The following is a 24,756-nucleotide window of genomic DNA, read 5'->3' on the forward strand; positions in this document are numbered from 1 at the left end:
CGGTGGGCACGGCGCGATGCGCCTTTGCCCACCCTACGAGCGCTCGCTATAATCAGCGGCAAAAAGGTCCGCCATGATCCACGTCTGTTCCCTCGCCGCCCTTCCCGAAACCGTCCGCCTCACCAGGGCCAGCCATGTGCTGACCGTCATGGCCAATGTCGAGCAGGTGGCACGTCCGGTGTCGGTGCTGCCGGCCAACCATCTCAAGGTGTCGATGGACGACATCACCGAGGAGATGGACGGCTTCACCGCACCATCCGAAGCTCATATCGACCAGGTGCTGAATTTCGTACGCGGCTGGGACCGCAGCGCGCCGCTGGTGGTGCATTGCTATGCCGGCATCAGCCGCTCCACTGCGAGCGCCTTTGCGGCCGTCTGCGCCCTCAATCCGGATCGCGACGAGATCGAGATCGCCAAGAAGATCCGCGCGGCCTCCCCGATCGCCTCGCCGAACCGCCGCATCGTCGGTCTTGCCGACCGCGCGCTCGGACGCAACGGCCGCATGCTGCGCGCGCTCGACGAGATGGGCCCGGGCGCCATGATGGTCGAGGGCCGCCCCTTCGTGATCGAGCTCGAATGACAACTGCGACATCAGCCGCATGAGCGACACGCAGCTGACGCCGATCGAGATCGGCCTGACCGCGGCGATCGTCGCGATCGAGGATCATGAGCCGCTGATCCTCACCGCGCACAGCAGTGATGGGCTGGCGGGCCTGCCGTTCGGGCCGTTCGATGCGCCCAGCCATCGCACGTTCGAGATCGGCCTGCGCGCCTGGGTCGAGGCGCAGGCGGGCTTGCGGCTCGGCTATGTCGAGCAGCTCTACACGTTCGGCGATCGTGGCCGTCATGCCGAGGCCGGCGACACCGGTGCGCATATGGTGTCGATCGGCTATCTGGCGCTGACGCGCGCGGTGGGCGGCGAGCTCGCAGCGACCGGCGCGAGCTTCGAACCGTGGTATCGCTTCCTCCCCTGGGAAGACTGGCGCGAGGAGCCGCCTGCGATCATCGCCCGTGACATCATTCCGGCGCTGACGCTATGGGCCGAGGAGGAGACGCCGGAGACCACACGCGCGCTGCCGCGCCGGGATCGCGTGCGGTTCTATTTCGGCCTCGACGGCGCGCCCTGGGACGAGGAGCGCGTGCTCGACCGCTACGAGCTCTTGTACGAGGCCGGGCTGATCGAGGAGGCGCGGCGCGACGGCCGTCCTGCGGCATTGGCGCGCAAGCAGCTTCCCGCGCTCGGCACCTCCATGCGGTTCGATCACCGCCGGATTCTCGCGACAGCGATCGCGCGGCTGCGTGCAAAACTGAAGTATCGTCCTGTGGTGTTTGAACTTTTGACCGCGGAGTTCACACTCACTGAACTGCAGTACACGGTGGAGGCGATCTCCGGCCGGCACCTGCACAAACAAAATTTCCGCCGCCTGGTCGAAACCGAAGCCTTGGTCGAACCGACCGGGGTGATGTCGACACAGACCGGCGGACGGCCGGCGGCGCTCTACCGCTTCCGCCGCGACGTGCTCCAGGAACGACCCGCGCCGGGCTTGCGCGTACGCTCCCGGCGCTAGATCCTAGGATTTGCGTGACCGGCTCCTGCCCGCCGGTTGCCTGGAGGCTTCATGTTCGACGGCCCGTTTGACGTCTTTGCGCTGATCATTGCGATCATCGCTGTCCTGATCGCGATCAAGGCCTCCAGCCAGGCAGTCGAGCTGCGCCGCCGGCTGGCCTCGCTCGAAGAGATGTTTTACGCGCAGCGGCAGGTGCAGCCACCGCCGCTGATGCCCGCGCAGGTGCAGGCCGAGGCGCCCGCGACGACGGCCACCGAGCCGCCGCCGCTCGCGCCCGAAGCCGAGGCAGCACCGCCTCCGCTCGTCACCGAAGAGGTTTCACCGCGGCCGCTCGCAGCGAGCACCGAAGCCGATGCACCGCCGCCGCTTGCGGCGAGCACCGAGGCCTACGCACCGCCGCCTTTGCCCGCGCCGGCACCCGGCTTCGAGGAACGGCTCGGCACGCGCTGGGTGGTCTGGATCGGCGGCCTCGCGCTCGCGCTCGGCGGCTTCTTCATGGTGCGCTATTCGATCGAGGCAGGTCTCGTCGGCCCCGGCGTGCGCGTGTTCCTCGGCGGGCTGTTCGCAGCCGCGCTGCTGGGCGCCGGCGAATGGTCGCGGCGCAAGGAGAGCATCTCCAACATCGCGGCGCTGCCGATCGCCAACATCCCCGCGATCCTCACGGCGGCCGGAACGGCCGTGGCGTTCGCGACCATCTATGCGGCCTATGCGCTCTATGGCTTCCTCGTGCCCGCCACCGCTTTCGTGCTGCTCGGCATCGTTGCGATGGGCACGCTCGCCGCGGCACTGTTGCATGGGCCCGCACTCGCGGGCCTCGGCGTGGTCGGCGCGTTCGTGACGCCGATCCTCGTCTCCAGCGGCAAGCCGGATTATTGGGCGCTCTATATTTATCTTGCGATCGTCACCGCCGCGAGCTTCGGCCTCGCGCGCATCCGGCTGTGGCGCTGGCTCGCGGTCACGACCATCGCCTTCGCCGTGCTCTGGATCTTCCCGGGGCTCGATACCAGCGAGCTGCAGGTCGCGCCGCACGCCTTCCATGCGATCGCGGGCTTCGTGCTTGCAGCTCTGCTCGTGGTCTGCGGCTTCATGTTCGGTCCGACCATCGAGGACGGCGAGATCGAGCCGGTGTCGTCGAGCTCGCTCGGCGCCTACCTGTTCGGCGCGATGCTGATCGTGCTGTCGAGCGCGCATGCGGACCTTGCGCTGATCGCCTTCACGCTGCTCGTTGGTGCGACGCTGCTCGTCGCCTGGCGCGCGCCGGCGGCAACGGGCGCGCTGGGCGCGGCCGCAGCGACCGTCTTCATCGTGTTCGCCGAATGGGCGGTGCGCGCCAATCCCGACATGCTGGTGCTGCCGGGCGGCCCCATGCCCGGCGTCGGACCGACAGCGATCGACGGCGCGGTGACGCTGCATCTGGTGATGGCCGCGATCTTCGCTTCCGGCTTCGGCATCGCAGGCTTTCTCGCGCAGGGCCGGTCGAGCTCGGCAGTCATTCCGGTGGTGTGGTCGGCGGCAGCCGTTGCGACGCCGATCGCGATCCTCGTTGCGCTCTACGCGCGCATCGCCCATCTCGACCGCTCGATCCCGTTCGCGATCCTCGCGGTGCTGCTCGCCGCCGCCTTTGGCGCCGCGACCGAAGCGCTGGCGCGCCGCGAAGATCGGCCGGGCGCTGCGACCTCCGTCGCGCTGTTCGCGACCGGCACGCTCGGCGCGCTGGCGCTGGCGCTGACCTTCGCCCTCGAAAAGGGCTGGCTCACCATCGCGCTGGCGCTGATGTCGCTCGGCACGGCCTGGATCTCGCTGCAGCGGCCGATCCCGGTCCTGCGCCAGCTCGCCGCCATCTTTGCCGCGATCGTGACCGCGCGCATCGGCTATGATCCGCGCATCGTCGGCGACGCCGTCGGCACCACGCCGATCTTCAACTGGCTGTTGTGGGGCTACGGCCTGCCGGCGGCCTCGTTCTGGGGCGCGAGCATCTTCCTGCGCCGCCGCGGTGACGATCCGCCGCTGCGCATCGTGGAGGCCGCCGCGATCCTGTTCACCGCGCTGCTCGCCTTCATGGAGATCCGGCATCTTGCCACCGGCGGCCGCATGACGTCGCCGCCCTCGCTGCTCGAATTTGCCCTGCAAGTCTGCGTCGCGCTCGCGATGGCGATCGGGCTGGAGCGGCTGCGGCTGAGGAGCCGCAGCATCGTTCACAATGTCGGCGCGGTCGCGCTCACCGCGATCGCCGGGCTCATCAGCGTGTTCGGCCTGCTGATCCTGGAGAATCCGTGGCTGCTCTCCAGCGTCGATGTCGGCGGTCTCGTCTTCAACCTGCTGCTGCTCGGCTACGCGCTCCCGGCGGTGCTGATGCTGCTGCTGTCCTATGCGGTAGCCGGACATCGCCCCGTCGCCTATGCGAACACGATTGCCGGCGCTGCGCTGGTGTTCGCGCTGACCTATTTGACGCTGGAGATCCGCCGCTTCTATCACGGCCCGGTCCTGCTTTACGGCGCCACCACGGGCGCGGAGCAATACACCTATTCGATCGGCTGGCTCGGCTTCGGCGTGGTGCTGCTCGGCGTCGGCATTCTCGTCAACTCCGAGCGGGCACGGCTGGCGTCGGCCGCGGTGATCGCGCTGACGATCCTGAAGGCCTTCGTGATCGACATGTCGACGCTGACAGGCGTCTACCGCGCGCTGTCGTTCATGTGCCTCGGCATCGTGCTGGTCGCGATCGGCTGGCTCTACCAGCGCATCCTGTTCCGGCGGCAGGTCGCACCGCCGCCGGCTCCCCAGGCGAGCACTTGAGGATCAGGCCGCGCGGACCGACTCCAGGAACTGCGCGACCTCGACTTTGAGCCGCGTGCTGTCGGTCGCCAGCGATTTCGCCGCCGACAGCACCTCTGTCGACGCCGAGCCGGTCTCGATCGCACCACGCTGCACGTCCGTGATGTTCATCGAGACCTCCTGCGTGCCGACCGAAGCCTGCTGCACGTTGCGCGAGATCTCCTGCGTGGCCGCGCCCTGTTCCTCGACGGCGGCTGCGATGGCCGCCGCCACCTCGGACAGCCGCTCGATGGTGCCGCCGATCTCCTGGATGGCGCTGACGGATTCCTGCGTCGCGGACTGGATCCCGGAGACCTGCGCTCCGATCTCGCCGGTCGCTTTCGCGGTCTGCTCGGCCAGCGCCTTGACCTCGGAGGCGACGACCGCGAAGCCGCGGCCGGCTTCACCGGCACGCGCCGCCTCGATGGTGGCGTTGAGCGCCAGCAGGTTGGTCTGACCGGCGATGGTGTTGATCAGCTCGACCACGTCGCCGATGCGGGATGCCGCCTGCGACAGCGCGTTGACGCGGTCGTTGGTCCGCGTGGCCTGCTCGACGGCCTCCGCGGCCATCCGTGCCGAATCCTGCACGCGGCGGCTGATCTCGGTGATGGAGGACGACAGCTCCTCCGATGCGGACGCAACCGCCTGGACGTTGGTCGAGGCTTCCTCGGACGCCGCGGCGACCACGGTCGCAAGCTCCTGTCCGCGCTGCGCGGTGCTGCTCAGCGTGGTCGCGGATGCCTCGAGCTCGGTCGAGGCCGACGACACGGTGCCGACGACCTCGCCGATCATGGCCTCGAACTTGCGGGTGATGGCGTCGACGCGGCGGCCGCGTTCGATCTTTGCCTCGGCGTCGGCCGCAGCGACTTCGTCGGCGGCCTTCTTGGCGATCAACGCCTCCTTGAAGATCTGGAGCGCATCCGCCATCGAGCCGATCTCGGTCTTCTCGCCGCGATGCGGCACCTCGGCGGAGAGATCACCTTCACCAAGCGACTGCATCGGATGGATGATCGAGGCAATCCCACGAGAAACGTCACGCACGAGATAATAGGCGGCGCCGATCGCGATCACGACCGAGAACACGATGATGCCGACCAGCACGCGGAAGATCGTGGCGTAGCTGTCGGCCGCCTGCTTCGTCTCCAGCTCGGCGCCCCGGTTGTTCATCTCGATGCCCTTCTGAAGCAGGGGGTCGGCGGCCTGGGCCATCTTCGCGACCTTGGTCTGCAACAGCTCGTTGGCATCGGTCGGGAAGCGACCGACGCCCTTGCGCGACAGCGCCATGACGTCCTGCACCCCGTTCAGGTACTCGGCCCACGCCTTGCTCCACTGCTCATAGAGCGAACGCTCCTCGGCTGAGGTGATCAGCGGCTCGTAGACCTTGCGGGTCTGGTCGATGCGCGCCTGCAGCGAGGCGAGGCGCTTCTCGGCGGCTTCCTTGCCCTCGGCGGTGTCCTGCATCAGGTGCAGGCGCAGCGCGACGCGCAGCTCGTTGATATCGGCGCGAAGCGAGCCGAGCGCACGCACGCTCGGCAGCCAGCTCTCCGCGATCTCGACGGTGTGGGAATTGATACTCTGCATGGTGCCGATCGCCATCACGCCGACGCCGGCGAGCGACAGCACGAGGACCGACAACACGGTCAGAAGCTTGAACACGATCGACAACTTCGACATCACAGCAAATCCCGATGAGACCTAGCAACGCGCAAATCACCTGCGCCGCCATCGTCACGACGGACGACAGGGCGGAAGTCAGTTCAACAATGCTGGCTGATTTTTATCCCGTAAGATTGCGCTCATAGTTGCAAACAGGCGTTAACAGGAACCTACGTGAAACTACGGAATTCGCTGTCGCCGCCGTTATATGTTCCGCAATTATTGGTTGCAGTGCAGCAGACATCGCGCGACGCCACACCGGCGCACCGCGATGCGCGGCTCGAACGGAGCAACTGACGACCTCACGCCGCCCGCACCGACTCCAGGAAGCGCGCGACCTCGCTCTTCAGCCGATTGCTCTCCTGAGACAGCGATTGTGCTGCCGAATGAACCTGCGCAGAGGCGGCCCCGGTCTCGCCTGCGCCGCGCTGGACGTTGCCGATATTGGCGGAGACTTCCGAGGTGCCGTGCGCGGCATGCTGGATGTTGCGGGAGATCTCCTGCGTCGCGGCGCCCTGCTCCTCCACCGCCGCGGCGATGGCCGAGGAAATTTCCGACATCCGCGCGATGGTGTCGCCGATCTCCTTGATCGCGCCGACCGAATCCTGCGTCGCGGTCTGGATCGCGCCGATGTGCTGGCTGATCTCGCCGGTGGCCTTCGCGGTCTGCTCGGCGAGCGCCTTCACTTCGGTCGCAACCACCGCAAAGCCCTTGCCGGCCTCGCCCGCACGTGCCGCCTCGATCGTGGCATTCAACGCCAGCAGATTGGTCTGGCTGGCGATGGTGTTGATCAGCTCGACCACGTCGCCGATGCGCCCTGCCGCCTTGGTCAGCTCGGCGACGCGCGCGTTAGTGCGCTGGGCCTGCTCCACCGCGACGTCGGCGACGCGGGCCGATTCCTGCACCTGGCGGCTGATCTCCGAGATCGATGTGGTCATCTCCTCGCTCGCGGACGACACCGACTGCACGTTCGCGGACGCCTCCTCCGAGGCCGCCGCCACCGCCGTGGCGAGCCCGTTGCCTCGCTCGGCGGCCTGCGTCAGCGTGTTGGAGGACGCCTCGAGCTCGGTTGCCGCCGACGACACCGTATCGATGATCTCGCCGACTGCGCCCTCAAACCCGTCGGCGAGGCGCTGCATGTCCGCCTTGCGCCGTTCGCGCCCGCGCGCGTCAGCCTCGGCCTGCTCCGCACGCAGCCGCTCTGCCTCCGCCATGTTGGTCCTGAACACCTCGACCGCGCCGGCCATCTCGCCGATCTCGTCCTTGCGCCCGACGCCGGGGACGGCAATCGAGAGCTCGCCGCGCGCCAGCCGCGTCATCGCGCCGACCATGCCGGACAGCGCCTTCGAGATCGAGCGCCCGAGGACGAAGCCGACCACGGCGAGCACGACGACGGTGAGCGCGAAGGCGATCATCATCCACAGGCGTACGGCATCGCGCGTTGCGGCTTCCGCGGCGTCGGCCTGCTTGTACATGGCGTCGACGGCGGTTCGCACCTCGACCATGGAGGGTTCGAGCTCGCGGAATGTCTTCATCATGCTCGCGTCCAGCGCGGCGCTCTGCTGCGCAGTCTCGGCCCAGGCCGCGAACTCGGACTGGTATTTCTGGAGCTTGGCCGTGATGTCGTTCATCACCGCCGTCGGGACTGCGACCACCTCGATCGCCTTGGAGAATTCGACCCCGGCCTTCTTCACTTCGGCAATGTATTTGGGGTCGCGCCGCAGCATGAAGTCCTTCTCGTGCCGGCGCATCATCAGCATCCAGCTCGTCGTCCTGGGATCGTCGATCTCCTTGAGTTTCACCTCGATGTCGTGCACGGCGGCGCGGAGCGAGCCGGACAGACCAAGCGTCTCGTTCAGCCCGAGTCTGGTCTCGGCCACGACGAGCGCCTTGAAATCCTCGGCATAGCGTTTGAAGCCGTCATGCGCCTGCCTGGTCTTGTCGGACAGCGCGCTCATGCCGCCGGCCGCCATCAACCGCTCGACCTCGTCGAAATCGCGGTTGATCGGTCCCATCAGCTCGGCATGGGCCTTGGCGTAGCTTTCGTTGCGGCGCTGCTGAAAATTCTTCTCGTTGCGGCGCGCCTCCAGCATCTCGATCGTGAGCTGCTTGTTCAGGTCAGCGATCGCGCGGGCGCGGTTGGCAACGGTGCGGGAGGCGTCCTGAGAGAGGCTGCCGATCTCGTAGATCGCGCCGAAGACGACGAGACCGACAAGGCCGAAGAGTCCGATCGCCATGACCTTGTGGGTGAGGCGAATGGAAAGGCCGCTCATTGAATGTGCTCCGATACGTTCGATACGCAATACAGGGAGGGCGACTCGGCACCCGAATATTGCGAGATCATGACTGCATCGGTTTTCCGGAAGGTTAACCGTGCAGACCTTCTCACCGCGGCATCGGCTGCGGACGCATGCGAACCGCCACGCGTCCTCGCGCGGCGGTTGCAATCGGCGGATGATGGGGTGAGGACGGCCGCCCTCAGGCGGCGCGCACCGTGGTGAGGAACTTGCCGACCTCGAGCTTGAGGCGATTGCTGTCGCCGGACAGCGACTGCGCCGCCGAAAGCACCTGCGACGACGCCGAGCCGGTCTCGCTCGCGCCGCGCTGGACGTCGGTGATGTTGGACGACACTTGATGGGTGCCTTCCGCCGCCTGCTGCACGTTGCGGGAGATCTCCTGCGTCGCCGCGCCCTGCTCCTCCACCGCTGCCGCGATCGCCGAAGAGATCTCCGATAGGCGTTCGATGGTGTCGCTGATGTCCTTGATGGCGCCGACCGACTCCCGGGTAGCAGACTGGATGCCGGAAATCTGCTGGCCGATCTCGCCGGTCGCCTTCGCGGTCTGCTCGGCAAGCGCCTTCACTTCGGAAGCGACGACGGCGAAGCCACGACCAGCTTCACCTGCACGCGCCGCCTCGATCGTGGCGTTGAGCGCCAGCAGGTTGGTCTGGCCGGCGATGGTGTTGATCAGCTCGACGACGTCGCCGATCCGCGTTGCCGCCTTCGACAGTTCGCTGACACGTTCGGTCGTGGTGCGGGCCTGGCCGACGGCTTCGCTCGCCACGCGCGCGGATTCCTGCACCTGGCGGCTGATCTCGGTGATCGAGGACGACAGCTCCTCGGTCGCCGAGGCCACCGACTGCACGTTGGTGGAGGCTTCCTCAGAGGCCGAAGCGACCACGGTCGCAAGCTGCTGCGCGTGCTCCGCGGTCGAGGTCAGCGTCGTCGCGGAAGCCTCGAGCTCGGTCGAGGCCGAGCTCACGGTCTCGATCACCTCGCCGACGGCGGTTTCAAACTGATCGGCAAGCCGGAGCATGTCCTGGCGACGCTGCGCCGCGCTGCGCTGCTCCATCTCCTTCTGCTCGGCTTCCATCCGAATCTTGGCAAGGCCATTCTCCCGGAACACTTCCGCGGTCTTGGCGACTTCGCCGACTTCGTCCTTGCGATCAAGGCCGGCGATCTCGACCTGATAGCGGCCGGAGGCAAGCTCCTGGAGCACACCGACGATCATGCGGATCGGCCGCGCGATGCCGTACTGACCGATGATGAAGCCCAACGCGCCGCCGATGATGACACCGAGGCCTGCGAGGATGATCAGGAAGCGTGACGTCGATTCATACTGCTCGCGCGCTTCCTTGCTCTTCTCCTCGACACGCGTATTCAGCCGATCGGCGAGTTCGCGGATCTTGCCTTGAAGGTTCTCCGCAGCGGTCCTGCTCTTCATCGCGATGTCGCGCAGCTTGTCTGCGCTGTCGCTGAGCTTCGCCGACTTCTCGGCATCGACGGCCGCGAGCGTCGTGTCCATCTGGCTCTTGTAGGCCGAGAACGCCTCGCGCACGCCCGGGAGCAGCGTCTTGGCCTTCTCGTCCGGGGTCTGGCTGACCTCGTCGAAACGCTCCTGATACTGCTTGAGCTGGGCGTTGATGACATCGCGCGCGGCGAGGCGATTGTCGTCACGCGGATCAAGCGCACTGCGGAATTCAGCGCGGTTCAGCGCGATGACGTTCTGGTTGGCGCGCGCGGCGAGCAAGGCCCGCTTGGCCGCGGTCGACATCACGTCGGCCTTTTCGCTGAGATCGCTGAGGGCGGAGACGCCAATCCAGGCGATCGCGGCACCGATCCCGCACAGCAGGAGGACGATCCCGAGGATCTTGCTCAGGATGCGGAAGCGGCCGAGAAAACGCATGACTGGAACCCTTCATGGACGTTGCCGCTCAAGCGGCTGAATTCCCATGAACTTCGTCCAAAACCATTCCGCTTCCCTTAACCACGTTTGCCGTAGAAACACGGAGTTTTCACCGCGATCGACGCCGCTCTTGCATTCCGAGAGTTGCGCAGGGAGCAAGGCTCTCCCTGCGGTTTTGGTCAGGCCGCGCGAACGGTACCCAGGAACTTGCCGACCTCGAGCTTGAGGCGATTGCTGTCGCCGGACAGCGACTGCGCCGCCGCCAACACCTGCGAGGACGCCGAGCCGGTCTCGCTCGCGCCGCGCTGCACGTCGGTGATGTTGGACGACACTTGATGGGTGCCTTCCGCCGCCTGCTGCACGTTGCGGGAGATTTCCTGCGTCGCGGCGCCCTGCTCTTCGACCGCAGCGGCGATCGCCGAGGAGATCTCCGACAGCTTCTCGATGGTGTCGCTGATGTCCCTGATGGCGCCGACCGAATGCTCGGTCGCGGCCTGAATGCTGGCGATCTGCTGGCCGATCTCGCCGGTCGCCTTCGCGGTCTGCTCGGCGAGCGCCTTGACTTCGGAGGCGACCACGGCAAATCCGCGGCCCGCTTCGCCGGCGCGCGCGGCCTCGATCGTGGCGTTGAGTGCCAGCAGATTGGTCTGGCCGGCGATGGTGTTGATCAGCTCCACGACGTCGCCGATCCGCGTCGCCGCCTTCGACAACTCGCTGACACGGTCGGTCGTGGTGCGGGCCTGGCCGACCGCCTCGCTGGCGACGCGCGCAGATTCCTGCACCTGACGGCTGATCTCGGTGATCGACGACGACAGCTCCTCCGTTGCCGACGCCACCGACTGCACGTTGGTGGAGGCCTCTTCGGAGGCCGCCGCGACCACGGTGGTGAGCTGCTGCGTGCGCTCCGCGGTCGAGGTGAGCGTGGTGGCGGATGCTTCAAGCTCCGTGGAAGCCGACGACACCGTACCGACGATCTCGCCGACGGCGCCTTCGAAGCTGTCGGCGAGCCTGCGCATCTCGGACTTGCGCTGCTCGGCCGCGAGCTGATCCTGCCGCGACTTGGCTTCCGCGTCCTCCCGCGCCTTCTGTTCGGACACGATCTTGAATTTTTCGACGGCACCGGCGACTTCGCCGACCTCGTCCTTGCGGCCGAGGCCCGGCAGCACCACGGAGAAATCGCCGCCGGCGAGCTTCTCCATCGCCGCCGTCAATGCGCGCATGGGCCGCGCAATGCTGAAGACGGAGAAGATGCACGCCCCGATCAGAACCAGCGCGACCAGCACGCCGGCGACGAACGAGGTCCGCGCGACGGACGCGGCCTCAGCTTCGGCTTCGGCGCGGGCTTCGGAACTCTTCTGCTTGGCAAAGTTGATGATCTCGTTGGTCAGCTCCGATATCTCTTCGTTGATCGGCGCCAGCATCTCCTTGCGGATGCGGTCGACCTCGGCCACGAGCTTTGCGAGCGGTGCTGCCGCCTCGCCGTCCTTCTTCGCGCTCAGGGCGAGCTCCTGCTTGCGGATCGCTTCGATCTGCTGTTGCCCCTTGCTGAAATTACCGACCAACACGACCAGGCGGTCGATCCGCTTGTGATTCTCCGGCGAGCGCGACAGCTTCGCCATCTCGTCCGCGAATTTCAGGGCCGCGGTCTGCCGATCGTTGAAATAGGTCACGGCCTTCTGCAACTCGGCCGGCGACGTGGAGCTCAGGATGTCACGAATGCCGATCTGCATCCCGCGGACCGACGCTTTGGCTTCTGCGGCGCTTTGCGCGATCGACTGCTGCCCCGATGCCCCATTGCTGAGCTTCTGAACCGCAGCGTCGCCGTTCATCTGGAGGACGATCATCAGCGCGACGAGCGCGATGGTGAGTGCCGAGGTCACAGCGAGCTTGGTGCCAATTCGCAGGTTCTGAATGAACATCATCGACATAATCCCCGGATACGCATTGCCGCGCCGACGCGCGTGAACAGTCCGGGAAGGCTAACCGCGAGGTTACTCATTAACGTTAAGGGTGGCCGCGGCAGCCTGGGTAGAAATACTGAAATCGTGCTTAAACTACTGCAGTTGCGCACTTTTCACGTGTAACGCGATGGATCTCGCGGATTTGCACGCGCTGGCATCCGTTAACGGTTGCCGTTCGCGGTCATCAACACACGGTCTCACCAACCAGGCTGACGCGGAAGACCGGCTTCTTGTTCTCGTCGAGCAGCTCCATGCTCCACTTCGCGTTCGGCTTCAGGTTGCGCGCGATGCTGCCGAGCAGGTTGGCGCAGACCTCGCTCATCTCGGCCCAGGCGGCGGCGCGATCCTCGAACTCGTACGGCTGGTCGGCGGCGCCGGAATAACGACCGGTGCTGATGCGAAAGAAATACAACGACATCGTAGAACCCTTGCACCCCCCGGCCCTGCGCAAACTGGGACGCGAGTCGCTACCAAGGCATGAAAGCCGCCGTCCGTATGACTACGGCGCGGCGGCTTGGTGACCGATGAATATTTTCAACGACAAAATGCGCGGGCGGCCCCGCGCAGCCAGCTCACTGGGTCGAGCGGCGCAATTCCAGCGGAGCGTCGTTCCTGGCGGGCTCCGATTTGGCTTCGGACTTCACCGGCTCGAGCCGGCTGCTCTCGACACGCGGCGTCTCGACGCGCGCGGCGACTTCAGTGTTGGACGCAGCGACCGAACCGGTGCGCTCCGAAGAGCGCAGCGAACGCGGACGCGCCACGGCGCGGGCCATCAGCATCTGATTGCCGCCCTGGTGGTGGAAGTCGCAATAGGCGAAGCCCATGCCCGACACCGAGCCGCGGAAGCTGCGATCGTCGGTCTTTTCCAGGTTGAAGCAGGGCTCGAACGGAATGCCCTTGATCGAGGCGCAGACGTTCTGCCCGCGGATCTGGAGTGTGTTCCCGGGCAGGCGGAGATGCTTCACCGGGCCTGCGCCGGAGAACTGCACCGCGCCGGCGGCGCCGAGATCGTCCAGGATGCGGCCTGCGCCGCGGGTACCGTCGAAACAGGTGAAGGCGAACACCTTACCGGCAACGAAGCGGCGCGCCTCGTCGGCGTTCATGCTTCCTGCAATGGCCGGCGCAAACGTCGCTGCCGCCGTGACAGCCCCCAACACAATACGCGCAAGCATGCTCAACTCCGAACCAACCCCAGCGCGGGCGATGCCTTATCTCTTTACCCGCTGCTTACCATACTAACCATGGCGACATTGAAGCAGCTTGGTTGGTAAAGTCTGAACGCCGTTAGACAATTTTTACCACGATGCGGCCGCGGACCTGGCCGGCGAGGATTTTCGCGCCCCATTCCGAAACTTCCTCGATCGGAATTTCATGAGTAATTTCAGATAGTTTTGTCCGATCCAGATCCGAGGCCAGACGCTGCCAGGCGGCTTTCCGCGGCTCGATCGGGCACATCACGGAATCGATGCCGAGAAGGCACACCCCGCGCAAAATGAAGGGTGCGACAGAAGACGGCAGGTCCATGCCGGCCGCCAGACCGCACGCCGCGATCGCGCCGCCATACTTCGTCATGGACAGGAGATTCGCGAGCGTGGTCGAGCCGACGCTGTCGACGCCGCCGGCCCAGCGCTCCTTGGCGAGGGGCTTGGCCGCCGCCGACAATTCATTGCGGTCGATGATCTCGGCCGCACCGATCTCTTTCAAATAGTCGGCTTCCGAGGCGCGGCCAGTCGAGGCGATGACGTGATAGCCGAGCTTCGAGAGCACGGCGGTGGCGACCGAGCCGACGCCGCCGGCCGCGCCCGTCACCACCACGGGGCCGCTCTTCGGCGACAGGCCGTGCTTCTCCAGCGCCAGCACCGACAGCATCGCGGTGAAGCCGGCGGTGCCGATCGCCATGGCGTCGCGCGCCGACAGGCCCTGCGGCAGAGCGACCAGCCAGTCGCCCTTGACCCGCGCCTTCTCGGCGTAGGCGCCGAGATGGGTCTCGCCCATGCCCCAGCCGGTGCAGACGACCTTGTCGCCCGCCTTCCATTGCGGATGGGCGGAGGTTTCAACCGTGCCGGCGAAATCGATGCCGGCGATCATCGGGAAGCGACGCACCACCGGCGCCTTGCCAGTGAGCGCGAGACCGTCCTTGTAGTTCAGCGTCGACCATTCCACGCGGACCGTGACATCACCGTCCATCAGCTCGGAATCGTCGAACTGCGTGAGTGCGGCGGTGGTGCCCTTGTCCGCCTTGTCGATCCGGATCGCCTTGAATGTGGCCACGACTGAACTCCCTGGACTTGTTTCAGGGGATGTTTAGCCGATCAGGCAGGCTGCGCAACCGCTCGCTGAACCGGTTTCTCCACGATCGGAAGATTGATCAGCGCGGAAAGCACACCGAACAGGATCGAGAGCCACCAGATCGGCGTATAGGAACCGAACTTTTCGAACACGATGCCGCCGAGCCAGACGCCGAGGAAGCCGCCGACCTGATGGCTGACAAAGGCGAAGCCATAGAGCGTGGCGAGCCAGCGCGTGCCGAACATCAGCGCCACCAGCGCCGAGGTCGGCGGCACCGTCGACAGCCAGGTCAGACCGGAGACCGCACCGAATGCGATCGCCGAGAACGGCGTGATCGGGAACGAGATGAAGGCGAGCGTCGCAAGCGCGCGCGTGAAATAGATCGCGGAGAGGATGTAGCGCTTCGGCAGCGAGTTCTGGAGATAGCCGACGCTCAGCGATCCCATGATGTTGAACAGGCCGATCGCCGCGATCACCCAGCCGCCGGTTTGCGTCGAGATGCCGCGATCGACCAGAAACGCCGGCAGATGCACGGTGATGAAGGCGAGCTGGAAGCCGCAGGTGAAGAAGCCGAGCACCAGCAACACATAGGAGCGATGGCCGAAGGCTTCGGCGAGCGCTTTCGTGAAGGTCTGCTCATCCGCTGGCGTCGCATTGGCCGTGGTTGCGACCGGCGGCGTCGAGAGTGCCAGCGACAGCGGGATGATCAGCAGCATCAGGAAGCCGAACACGGTGAGCGCCTGCTGCCAGCCGAAATTGTCGATCAGCGCCACACCAATGGGCGCGAACAGAAACTGCCCGAATGAGCCCGCCGCGGTGCCGGCGCCGAGCGCAAGCCCGCGCTTGTCGGCCGGCAACAGCTTGGTGAAAGCCGACAGCACCAAATTGAACGAGCAGCCGGCGAGACCGAAGCCGACCATGACGCCTGCGCCGATGTTCAGCGACAGCGGCGTCGAGGAGTAGCGCATCAGCAGCAGGCCGCCGGCGTAAAGCAGAGCGCCGACGCACATCACCCGGAACAGGCCGAAGCGATCGGCGACGGCGCCGGCAACGGGCTGGCCCAATCCCCACAGCAAATTCTGGAAAGCGATCGCGAGACCGAACACATCGCGGCCCCAGGCGAATTCGTGGCTCATCGGCTGCACGAAGAAGCCCAGCGCCGAGCGCGGGCCGAAGCCGAGCATGCCGATCGCACAGCCGCAGAGAATGATGATCGCCGGGGTGCGCCAGGAGGAGGAACGCGAGACCGGACCGAGCTCGCCCGCTTGAGTGGACATGGGTTCCTCATCAGTCGCTGGCGGATCCGAGATAGGCAACCGCGAGTCACGCGTTTAATGCAGATGCATGAAGATCCCAAGTCAAAAATGATTGCGTTCCACGAAGGGCTGCCGCCGGAGCATTGCGTTTCATCGCGGCCCTCCCCGACGCGCCGGGCGCGATTTGACGGGAATGTGTGCGACTGGGGCTAGCGGCCTGCTCGGGCGCGTGTTATCTTTGATTTACTCAGATTGAGTATATGTAAGCTCTGGCGAAACCCCACCGGCCTCTCGGCCGGATTTCTCAGGCTCTATATATACTCACATGGAGCATAATTAGCATTGGGAGGCTTCGATGCCCATCACTGGAATTTACGGCCCCGACGACTTTGCCAACCGGCCGCAGGGCCAAGTCCCTGCCCCTCCGCGCGCCATACCAGCGCGAACCGGCCCCGCGCTGCCGAAGCCCTCACTGGAATGGACTGCGGACGTCGAGCGGGCCACTGCGCCGCTCTATGAGCGCGTGAAGCACGTGATCCCCCCGATCGAGTGGCCGCTGATGGCGCCGACGATCAAGGCGATCAACGAGCTGAAGCAGGCCCGGGGCGCGGTCATCCTCGCGCACAACTATCAGGCGCCGGAGATCTTTCATTGCGTCGCCGACATCGGCGGCGACTCACTTCAGCTCGCGGTCGAAGCGACCAAGGTGAAGGCCGACATCATCGTGCAATGCGGCGTGCACTTCATGGCGGAGACGTCAAAGCTGCTCAATCCGGACAAGACGGTGCTGATCCCGGATAGCCGCGCCGGCTGCTCGCTCGCGGACAGCATCACGGGCGCGGACGTTCGCCTGCTCCGCGAAAAATTTCCCGGCGTGCCTGTCGTCGCCTATGTCAACACCTCCGCAGAGGTGAAGGCCGAGGTCGACATCTGCTGCACCTCGTCGAACGCGGTGCAAGTGGTCGAGAGCCTGAACGCACCGACCGTGATCTTCCTGCCCGACCGCTATCTTGCAACGTATGTCGCCTCGAAGACCGACGTGAAGATCATCGCCTGGAAGGGCGCCTGCGAGGTGCACGAGCGCTTTACGGGCGAGGAGCTGCGCGCCTATCGCGAGGCCGACCCGTCCGTGCAGATCATCGCGCATCCCGAATGTCCGCCTGACGTGCTGGCGGAAGCCGACTTCACCGGCTCGACCGCGCACATGATCAACTGGGTGCGCGAGCGGCGGCCGCGGCGGCTCGTCATGATCACGGAATGCTCGATGGCCGACAATGTCCGCGCCGAGCTACCTGATGTGGAGATGCTGCGCCCCTGCAATCTCTGCCCGCACATGAAGCGCATCACGCTCGCCAACATTCTGGACAGCCTGCTCACGCTTGGCGAGCAGGTCACGATCGATCCCGCGCTCGCGGAACGCGCGCGGCGCTCGGTCGAGCGGATGATCAATCTGAAGAATTGAGAGTCAAGCATGCAAGACAACATCCACAACCTCACCCGCAGCACCGATGACGTCGTCATCGTCGGTGGCGGCCTCGCCGGACTCTTTTGTGCACTGAAGCTCGCGCCGCGGCCGGTAACGCTGATCTCGGCCGCCCCGCTCGGACAGGGCGCATCATCCGCCTGGGCGCAGGGCGGCATCGCTGCGGCCGTGGCCGAAGGCGATACGCCGGAGGCGCACGCCGCCGACACCATCGCCGTCGGCGGCGGTCTTGTCGATGAAGCGGTCGCACTCGGGATCGCGCGCGAGGCAGCACCGCGCATTCATGACCTGCTCGCCTATGGCGTGCCGTTCGACCGCGACCTCGAAGGCAAGCTCGCGGTCGGCCGCGAGGCCGCGCATTCGGCGCGGCGCATCGTGCATGTGCGCGGCGACGGGGCCGGAGCCGCGATCATCGCGGCACTGAGCGAGGCCGTACGCCGCACGCCGTCGATCCGACTGATCGAAGGGCTCGTCGCCGAAGCGCTGTTGACCGAGGACGGCGCGGTCACCGGCCTTCAATTACGCGAGGCCGGCAATCCCGCTGCACGTCCGCTCCTGCTTGCCTCCCGCGCGGTGGTGCTTGCGACCGGTGGCCTCGGCCATCTCTATGCCGTCACCACCAACCCGCTAGAAGCCAGCGGCTCCGGCCTTGCGATCGCAGCACGTGCCGGCGCCGTGATCGCCGATCCCGAGTTCGTGCAGTTCCACCCCACTGCCATCATGGTCGGCCGCGATCCGGCGCCGCTCGCAACCGAAGCGCTGCGCGGCGAAGGGGCGACGCTGATCAACGGAGATGGCGAACGTTTCATGCTCGCGCGCCATCCGCTCGCAGAGCTCGCGCCGCGCGACATCGTGGCGCGCGGCGTGTTCGCCGAGATCGCGGCCGGGCGTGGTGCCCTTCTCGATGCCCGGCAGGCGCTGGGTGCGCGCTTCGCCGACAAATTTCCGACCGTGCATGCAAGCTGCATCGCTGCCGGCATCGATCCCGCCACGCAGGCCATCCCGATCGCGCCGGCCGCGCATTACCACATGGGCGGCATCGCCGTGGATGAGCGCGGCCGCAGCTCGATCGACGGGCTCTGGGCCGGCGGCGAAGTGTCCTCCACCGGCGCGCACGGCGCCAACCGGCTGGCGTCGAATTCGCTCTTGGAGGCGGTGGTCTACGCCGCCCGCATCGCCGACGACATCGCCGGCCGCGCCATCCCCTCGCCTGCCCGCCTTCCCGATGCGTTGGTGACGTCGCGTGGCGGCACGCCGGACGCTGCCGCCGTGAAGCGGTTGCGAACGATGATGAGCGCGCATGTCGGCGTGATCCGCAACAGTGACGGGCTTGCGGAGGCCGTGCGCAGCTTCGCCGCAGTCGAGCGCGGGCCCGCAAGCATCGCTCTCCGCAACATGGCGGCTTCAGCCCTGCTCGTCGCTGCGTCCGCCTGGGCCCGGCGCGAGAGCCGCGGCGCGCATTTCCGCTCCGACCATCCGGCGGATGTCCCCACGCTGGCACAGAGAACGATGACAACGCTGACGGAGGCACGTGAGATCGCGGAGAGCCTGAGCGAGCGTCAGCTGCCACGCACCGCCCGACCGATGATCGCCTGATGGAGTTCCCCATGATCACCCCGACGTCACTGCTCTATCCCGACGCCTTCCTGTCGCCGCTTGCAATCGACGAGGCCGTGCATCGCGCGCTCGACGAGGATCTCGGCCGCGCCGGCGACATCACCTCGCTTGCAACGATCCCGGAGGCGACCAAGGCGCAGGCGATCCTGGTCGCGCGCCAGTCTGGCGTGATCGCAGGCCTGCCGCTGGCGCTGGCGACGCTGCAAAAGCTCTCACACGACATCGACGTGCGCGCGCATGTCCGCGACGCCGCACGGGTTGCCCGCGGCCAGCACGTGCTGACGATCACGGGCCCGGCGCGCGCCATCCTCACGGCGGAGCGGACCGCGCTGAATTTCGTCGGCCGGCTGTCGGGCGTCGCGACGCTCACGGCCGACTACGTCGCGCGGACCGAAGGCACGACGATGCGCATCTGCTGCACGCGCAAGACCACACCGGGGCTCCGGGCGCTGGAGAAATACGCCGTGCGCTGCGGCGGCGGCTTCAACCACCGCTTCGGGCTCGACGATGCGATCCTGATCAAGGACAACCACATCGCGGTCGCCGGCGGCATCGGTGCGGTGCTGGAGCGCGCCCGCGCCCATGCCGGTCATCTCGTCAAGATCGAGATCGAGGTCGATACGCTCGCGCAATTGCGCGAGGTGCTCGGCACCGGGCTCGCCGATGCCGTGCTGCTCGACAACATGGACCTTGCGACGCTGCGCGAAGCGGTGCGGCTCAACGAGGGGCGCCTCCAGCTGGAGGCATCCGGCGGCGTCACGCTGGACTCGATCGTGGCCATCGCGGCGACCGGCGTCGACTACGTCTCATCCGGCGCGCTGACACATTCGGCGCCGAATTTCGACTGTGCGCTGGATATCGAGGCGTGAGCCACACCGTCGTGGCCGGGCTTGTCCCGGCCATCCACGCCTCGCCTCGCAACACAAAGAACGTGGATGCCCGGGACAAGCCCGGGCATGACGAACTTCCGTGAATGATTACCTTCGCTCGCTCACGCCCATCTCGGCGGAGCTCTTGGCTTCCTGGGCGAGCTCGGCAGAGAGCGCGGCGGTCTGGGCCGGGGTGCCCCAGCTCGGTTCTTCGCTGCCGTCGCCCCAGGCGCGCGGGCGATAGAAGGTGTGGACGCCGGTCTTGTACATCTTCTTCATCTCGGCGACCCAGGACGGACGCACCCAGTAGGCGTGGTAGTGCGTGGACTTGCCCACTTCGGGCAGCCAGATCTGGCCGTCGAGCATCGCCTTCGAAATCTTTTTCGCGCGCTCCCACATCTCGGGCTCGCGGATCACGTCGGCATTGTTGTCGCAGGCGAAGGTGAACTGGCACGCCAAATGGCGGTGCTTGTTCTGATAGACCGCGCCGCACACGGTGTCCGGATATTTGCCGGAGAAGACGCGGTTCATCACGACTTGCGCAACCGCCATCTGGCCGCGCACGGCCTCGCCGCGCGATTCGAAATAGACGGCTTCGGCGAGACACTTCTCGGCCTTTGCGCGCGACTTGCCGTCGAGCGCGAGCCGCTCCGCCGGCGATCTGGCGCGCTGGTTGTCGGCGTTGACCTCGCCCTTCGGCGCGACGCTCTCACCGCTTTCGATGTCCCTGGCGATCTCGGCCGACGGCGGCGACAGCGCGGCCGTCACCTTCATATCAGGATCGGGCATCACGATCAGCGGCTCGGCGCCGGGCTGCCAGCTCTCGATGCTCTCGAGATTGCCGCCGAGCGAGGAGCTCCCGAAAAACAGGTTCGAGGTCTTGACGCGGAAGGGATCGCGCGGCGCCACGTCCGGAAGGGTCGCCTGTTTCAGCGCCTCGAGCGGCTGAACCGCGAACGCGCGCGCCGCGTCACTGGCTTGTGGCGGATTGGCATATTGCGGCAGCGGCGGCGCGCGCAGCGCTTCCTGAAGCTCGGGATCGAGCGCCGCCGCGGACTCCGGCGACATGATTTGCGGCAGCGCGGCGGTCTTGGCGCCGAACACCGAGCTGTTCGATGTCGCGGGATCTTGCTGTGCCGGCGCGGCCGATGGTGCGGTCGTCTCGGGAGCCTGCGTGGGCGTGACGCTTGCGAGACGATCGCCCTTCATGGAGCGATCGACCTTGGGAAAATCGGCGGCCTGATAGCGCGGCGGCGTCTGAAGCGCAGGATTGCGGCTGATCGCGCCGGTGACGTCGCGACCATCGAGGCTCGCGAGGCGAACCATCGCGCTCTGCGGAAGCGACGTGCCGATCGGACGGGAAAAGCTGTAGGTGGCGAGCTGGATCGAGGACGCGGCAGAGAACACCTGCTTCTGCCAGCGCTCGGCGACGCCGGGCTGCCGCGCCAGCAACGACGCGATATCCTGATAACCGGTCTCTCTCGGCATCAATGCGAAGATGCAGAGACCGATTCCGAAGGACGCGAACCGCGCGCCCTTCGGATGGTTACGCAACACTGACATCGACACGCTCACGCTACGCTTACGCCAGAAAAATCGAACCGCAGTACGTCCGTACAATTCGATCTTTATCGTCAATATCCAATTTAGGTTGCCGGGGCGTTAATCGGCGTTGCGCGTGCGGCACACTCAAGCGATTGCAGGCGGTTTCACGGGCAATGATGCACGTTGGTAAACGCCGCCTCTCGTAAAGCGGTAAACATTCGGTCAACGCGAATGGTGAAGGAACTCTTGCGCGCGCGTCTCATTACGGGACGCGGGCGGCTCCATCGTTTACGGGAACCACGTCCCGCAAACACCGCTGTCATGCCCCGGCTTGACCGGGGGCATCCAGTACGCCGCGGCTTCTCAATTCAATCACGGTTGTCTCGGAATACTGGATCGCCCGGTCAAGCCGGGCGATGACAGTGAGTGTGGGGCGCTCGCAATGAAGTGTGGGTGGAGTGTCGCATCAAATGAAAGAGGCGGGGCCTAGCCCCGCCTCTTCGCATTCAGCACTTCAACGCCGCGCTTACGCCTGGCTCGCGATCGCCTTGCCGAGCGCCGCCTGCGCCGCGGCAAGACGGGCGATCGGCACGCGGTAGGGCGAGCAGGAGACGTAGTCGAGGCCGATGTCGTGGCAGAAGGCGACGGAGGCGGGATCGCCGCCGTGCTCGCCGCAGATGCCGACCTTGAGCTTCGGGCGCGTCTTGCGGCCGCGCGCGACGCCGATCTTGACGAGCTCGCCGACGCCTTCCTGGTCGAGCGCGACGAAGGGATCGACCGGGAGGATGCCCTTGGACACGTAGGTCCCGAGGAAGCTCGCGGCGTCGTCGCGGCTGATGCCGTAGGTGGTCTGCGTGAGGTCGTTGGTGCCGAACGAGAAGAACTCCGCGCTCTCGGCGATCTCGGCCGCGAGCAGGCAGGCGCGCGGCAGCTCGATCATGGTGCCGACCTGGTAGGCGATTTTGGTGTTGGTGTCGCGCATCACGGCTTTCGCGGTGGCATCGATGCGCGCCTTGACGAGGTCGAGCTCCGCCTTGGTCGCGATCAGCGGCACCATCACCTCGAGGCCGACGGCCTTGCCGGTGCGCTTCTCGGCCTCGACTGCGGCTTCGAAGATCGCACGCGCCTGCATCTCGGCGATCTCCGGATAGGCGATCGCGATGCGGCAGCCGCGGAAACCGAGCATCGGATTGAACTCCGAGAGCTCGCGCGCACGGTCGGCCAGGCGCCGCGGGTCGGTGTTCATGGCGCGCGCCACTTCCTCGACCTCGGCATGGGTGTGCGGCAGGAATTCATGGAGGGGAGGATCCAGAAGCCGGATCGTGACGGGCAGGCCCTTCATGATCTCGAACAGCTCGACGAAGTCGGCGCGCTGCATCGGCAGCAGCTTGGCCAGCGCGGCGCGGCGCGACTGCTCGTCCTCGGAGAGAATCATCTCGCGAACCGTGCGGATGCGCGTCTCCTCGAAGAACATGTGCTCGGTGCGGCAGAGGCCGATGCCTTCCGCGCCGAACTTGATCGCGGTGCGCGCGTCCTCCGGCGTGTCACCGTTGACGCGCACGCCGATCTTGCGGACCTGGTCGGCCCATTTCATCAGTGTGCCGAACTCGCCGGACAGCTCCGGCTCGATCATCGGCATGCGGCCGGCGAGCACCTGGCCGAGCGAGCCGTCGATGGTGATGACGTCGCCGGTCTTGAAGGTGCGGGAGCCGATGCTCATGGTGCCGCGGCCGTAATCGACGCGGATGGTGCCGCAGCCGGAGACGCAGGGCTTGCCCATGCCGCGCGCGACCACCGCCGCGTGCGAGGTCATGCCGCCGCGGGTGGTCAGGATGCCTTCGGCGGCGTGCATGCCGTGGATGTCTTCCGGGCTGGTCTCGATGCGAACCAGGATCACCTTGCGTCCGTCGGCCTGGAGCTTGGCCGCCTCGTCCGAGGAGAACACGATCTCGCCGGAGGCAGCACCGGGCGAGGCCGGCAGGCCGGTCGCGATCACGTCGCGCTTGGCGTCGGGATCGATGGTCGGATGCAGCAGTTGGTCGAGCGAGGCGGGATCGATCCGCGTCACCGCTTCCTTCTTCGAGATCAGCCCTTCATTGGCGAGCTCGACCGCGATGCGCAGGGCCGCCTTAGCAGTGCGCTTGCCGCCGCGGGTCTGGAGCATCCACAGCTTGCCCTGCTCGACCGTGAACTCCATGTCCTGCATGTCGCGGTAGTGCTTCTCGAGCAGCGTGTAGATCCGCGTCAGCTCCTTGAAGGCTTCCGGCATCGCCGCTTCCATCGACGCCTTGTCGGAACCGGATTCCTTGCGCGCTTCCTCGGTGATGTCCTGCGGCGTGCGGATGCCCGCCACCACGTCCTCGCCTTGCGCGTTGATCAGGAACTCGCCGTAGAGCTTGCTCTCGCCGGTCGAGGGGTTGCGGGTGAAGGCGACGCCGGTCGCCGACGTCTCGCCCATATTGCCGAACACCATGGCCTGCACGTTGACCGCGGTGCCCCAGGATTCCGGAATGTCGTGCAGCCTGCGATAGGTCACCGCGCGCGCGTTCATCCAGGATGAGAACACCGCGCCGATCGCGCCCCAGAGTTGGTCGTGCGGGTCCTGCGGGAAATCCTTGCCGGTCTCGCGCGCGACCGCGTCCTTGTACTTGCCGACCAGCCCGACCCAGTCCTCGGCGCTGAGGTCCGTATCGAGCGTATAGCCCTGGCTGTCCTTGAAGGTGTCGAGGATTTCCTCGAAGTGATGATGCTCGAAGCCGAGCACCACGTCCGAATACATGGTGATGAAGCGGCGATAGCTGTCATAGGCGAAGCGACGGTCGCCCGACAGTTCCGACAGCGCTTCCACGGTCTCGTCGTTGAGGCCGAGATTGAGCACGGTGTCCATCATGCCCGGCATCGAGGCACGCGCGCCGGAGCGCACGGAGACGAGCAGCGGGTTTTTGACGTCGCCGAACACCTTGCCGGTCAACTTGCCGACATGGTCGAGCGCCTTCTCAACCTGCGACTGCAATTCCTTCGGATAGGATTTGTCGTGTGCGTAGAAGTAGGTGCAGACCGAGGTCGGGAGGGTGAAGCCGGGAGGCACGGGAAGGCCGAGATTGGCCATCTCGGCGAGGTTGGCGCCCTTGCCGCCAAGCAGGTCGCGCATCTCCGTCCGGCCCTCGGCCTTGCCGTCGCCGAACGTGAACACCCATTTGCCGGCCTTGGCCGCGGCTGGCGCCGCCTTGGCGGGCGCGGCCTTTTTGGGGGCGGGCTTCACGGCAACCTTCGGCGCAGCCGGCTTGGTCGCAGCCTTCGCCGCGGGCTTCGCAGCCGGCTTTACAGCCGCCTTGGCAACCGGCTTCGGGACGCTCTTGGCAAGCGCCTTGCGAGCCGCCGGCGCGGCTTTCGCCGCGGCGGAGGACTTTGATTTCGCTGGCGTTTTCGCTGGAGTTTTATTGGGCTTCGAGGCGGCTTTGGCCATAGCTTGCACACAACCTGCGAGAGGAAAGGGAAATCGCGCGCCTTACACCA

Annotated in this window: 16 protein-coding genes; 6 read left to right on the top strand and 10 right to left on the bottom strand. The window is 66.3% G+C overall.

Annotated features, from left to right (window positions below):
• Positions 1 to 73: 73 nt before the first annotated feature.
• From ABIB99_RS30335 to ABIB99_RS30345, 3 genes are read left to right on the top strand one after another with little or no spacing between them, the layout of a single operon-like run.
• The gene (locus ABIB99_RS30335) at positions 74 to 580 is read left to right on the top strand and encodes a tyrosine phosphatase family protein (protein ID WP_028152156.1); all 507 of its coding nucleotides are present in this window, start codon (positions 74 to 76) and stop codon (positions 578 to 580) included.
• Between the two features lie 19 nt (positions 581 to 599).
• Positions 600 to 1,568, top strand: coding sequence for an NUDIX hydrolase (locus ABIB99_RS30340; protein ID WP_063985091.1), 969 nt, complete (start codon positions 600 to 602; stop codon positions 1,566 to 1,568).
• A 51-nt stretch (positions 1,569 to 1,619) separates the two neighbouring features.
• A complete protein-coding gene (locus ABIB99_RS30345; RefSeq protein WP_354179056.1) occupies positions 1,620 to 4,361 on the top strand; it encodes a DUF2339 domain-containing protein in 2,742 nt (913 codons plus the stop codon).
• A 3-nt stretch (positions 4,362 to 4,364) separates the two neighbouring features.
• Here ABIB99_RS30345 and ABIB99_RS30350 read toward each other — a convergent pair whose 3' ends face one another.
• The 8 genes from ABIB99_RS30350 to ABIB99_RS30385 form a co-directional block, all read right to left on the bottom strand.
• Complete coding sequence (locus tag ABIB99_RS30350; RefSeq protein WP_354179058.1) at positions 4,365 to 6,053, bottom strand: methyl-accepting chemotaxis protein; 1,689 nt, start codon at positions 6,051 to 6,053, stop codon at positions 4,365 to 4,367.
• A gap of 284 nt (positions 6,054 to 6,337) precedes the next feature.
• Positions 6,338 to 8,308, bottom strand: coding sequence for a methyl-accepting chemotaxis protein (locus tag ABIB99_RS30355; RefSeq protein ID WP_354179060.1), 1,971 nt, complete (start codon positions 8,306 to 8,308; stop codon positions 6,338 to 6,340).
• 205 nt (positions 8,309 to 8,513) lie between these two features.
• Positions 8,514 to 10,220 (bottom strand): methyl-accepting chemotaxis protein, encoded by a 1,707-nt coding sequence (locus tag ABIB99_RS30360; RefSeq protein WP_354179062.1) that lies wholly within the window; start codon positions 10,218 to 10,220, stop codon positions 8,514 to 8,516.
• 179 nt (positions 10,221 to 10,399) lie between these two features.
• The gene (locus tag ABIB99_RS30365) at positions 10,400 to 12,142 is read right to left on the bottom strand and encodes a methyl-accepting chemotaxis protein (protein WP_354179064.1); all 1,743 of its coding nucleotides are present in this window, start codon (positions 12,140 to 12,142) and stop codon (positions 10,400 to 10,402) included.
• A gap of 223 nt (positions 12,143 to 12,365) precedes the next feature.
• Entirely contained in the window at positions 12,366 to 12,599 is a 234-nt protein-coding gene (locus tag ABIB99_RS30370; protein ID WP_028152150.1) for a DUF6894 family protein, read from the bottom strand.
• A 154-nt stretch (positions 12,600 to 12,753) separates the two neighbouring features.
• On the bottom strand, positions 12,754 to 13,353 hold the full coding sequence (locus tag ABIB99_RS30375; RefSeq protein WP_063985095.1) for a hypothetical protein: 600 nt from the start codon (positions 13,351 to 13,353) through the stop codon (positions 12,754 to 12,756).
• Between the two features lie 112 nt (positions 13,354 to 13,465).
• Positions 13,466 to 14,452 carry an acrylyl-CoA reductase (NADPH) gene (gene acuI / locus ABIB99_RS30380; RefSeq protein ID WP_354179068.1) on the bottom strand — a complete coding sequence of 329 codons (987 nt, stop codon included), beginning with the start codon at positions 14,450 to 14,452 and terminating at the stop codon, positions 13,466 to 13,468.
• Between the two features lie 41 nt (positions 14,453 to 14,493).
• Complete coding sequence (locus ABIB99_RS30385; RefSeq protein WP_354179071.1) at positions 14,494 to 15,747, bottom strand: MFS transporter; 1,254 nt, start codon at positions 15,745 to 15,747, stop codon at positions 14,494 to 14,496.
• A 334-nt stretch (positions 15,748 to 16,081) separates the two neighbouring features.
• Here ABIB99_RS30385 and nadA point away from each other — a divergent pair, with 334 nt between their 5' ends.
• From nadA to nadC, 3 genes are read left to right on the top strand one after another with little or no spacing between them, the layout of a single operon-like run.
• Positions 16,082 to 17,188, top strand: coding sequence for a quinolinate synthase NadA (gene nadA, locus ABIB99_RS30390; protein ID WP_071916125.1), 1,107 nt, complete (start codon positions 16,082 to 16,084; stop codon positions 17,186 to 17,188).
• A 9-nt stretch (positions 17,189 to 17,197) separates the two neighbouring features.
• Positions 17,198 to 18,805, top strand: a complete 1,608-nt coding sequence (locus tag ABIB99_RS30395; protein ID WP_354179074.1) for an L-aspartate oxidase — start codon at positions 17,198 to 17,200, stop codon at positions 18,803 to 18,805.
• A gap of 11 nt (positions 18,806 to 18,816) precedes the next feature.
• Positions 18,817 to 19,695, top strand: coding sequence for a carboxylating nicotinate-nucleotide diphosphorylase (gene nadC, locus ABIB99_RS30400; protein WP_354179076.1), 879 nt, complete (start codon positions 18,817 to 18,819; stop codon positions 19,693 to 19,695).
• A gap of 108 nt (positions 19,696 to 19,803) precedes the next feature.
• Here the strand turns inward: nadC and ABIB99_RS30405 are convergent, their stop codons facing one another.
• Positions 19,804 to 21,258 carry a cell wall hydrolase gene (locus tag ABIB99_RS30405; protein ID WP_354179078.1) on the bottom strand — a complete coding sequence of 485 codons (1,455 nt, stop codon included), beginning with the start codon at positions 21,256 to 21,258 and terminating at the stop codon, positions 19,804 to 19,806.
• Positions 21,259 to 21,766: 508 nt separating this feature from the next.
• Entirely contained in the window at positions 21,767 to 24,706 is a 2,940-nt protein-coding gene (ppdK, locus tag ABIB99_RS30410) for a pyruvate, phosphate dikinase (RefSeq protein WP_354179080.1), read from the bottom strand.
• Between the last annotated feature and the right edge of the window lie 50 nt (positions 24,707 to 24,756).

The organism is Bradyrhizobium sp. LA6.1, from assembly GCF_040547805.1.
GTDB lineage: Bacteria > Pseudomonadota > Alphaproteobacteria > Rhizobiales > Xanthobacteraceae > Bradyrhizobium > Bradyrhizobium barranii.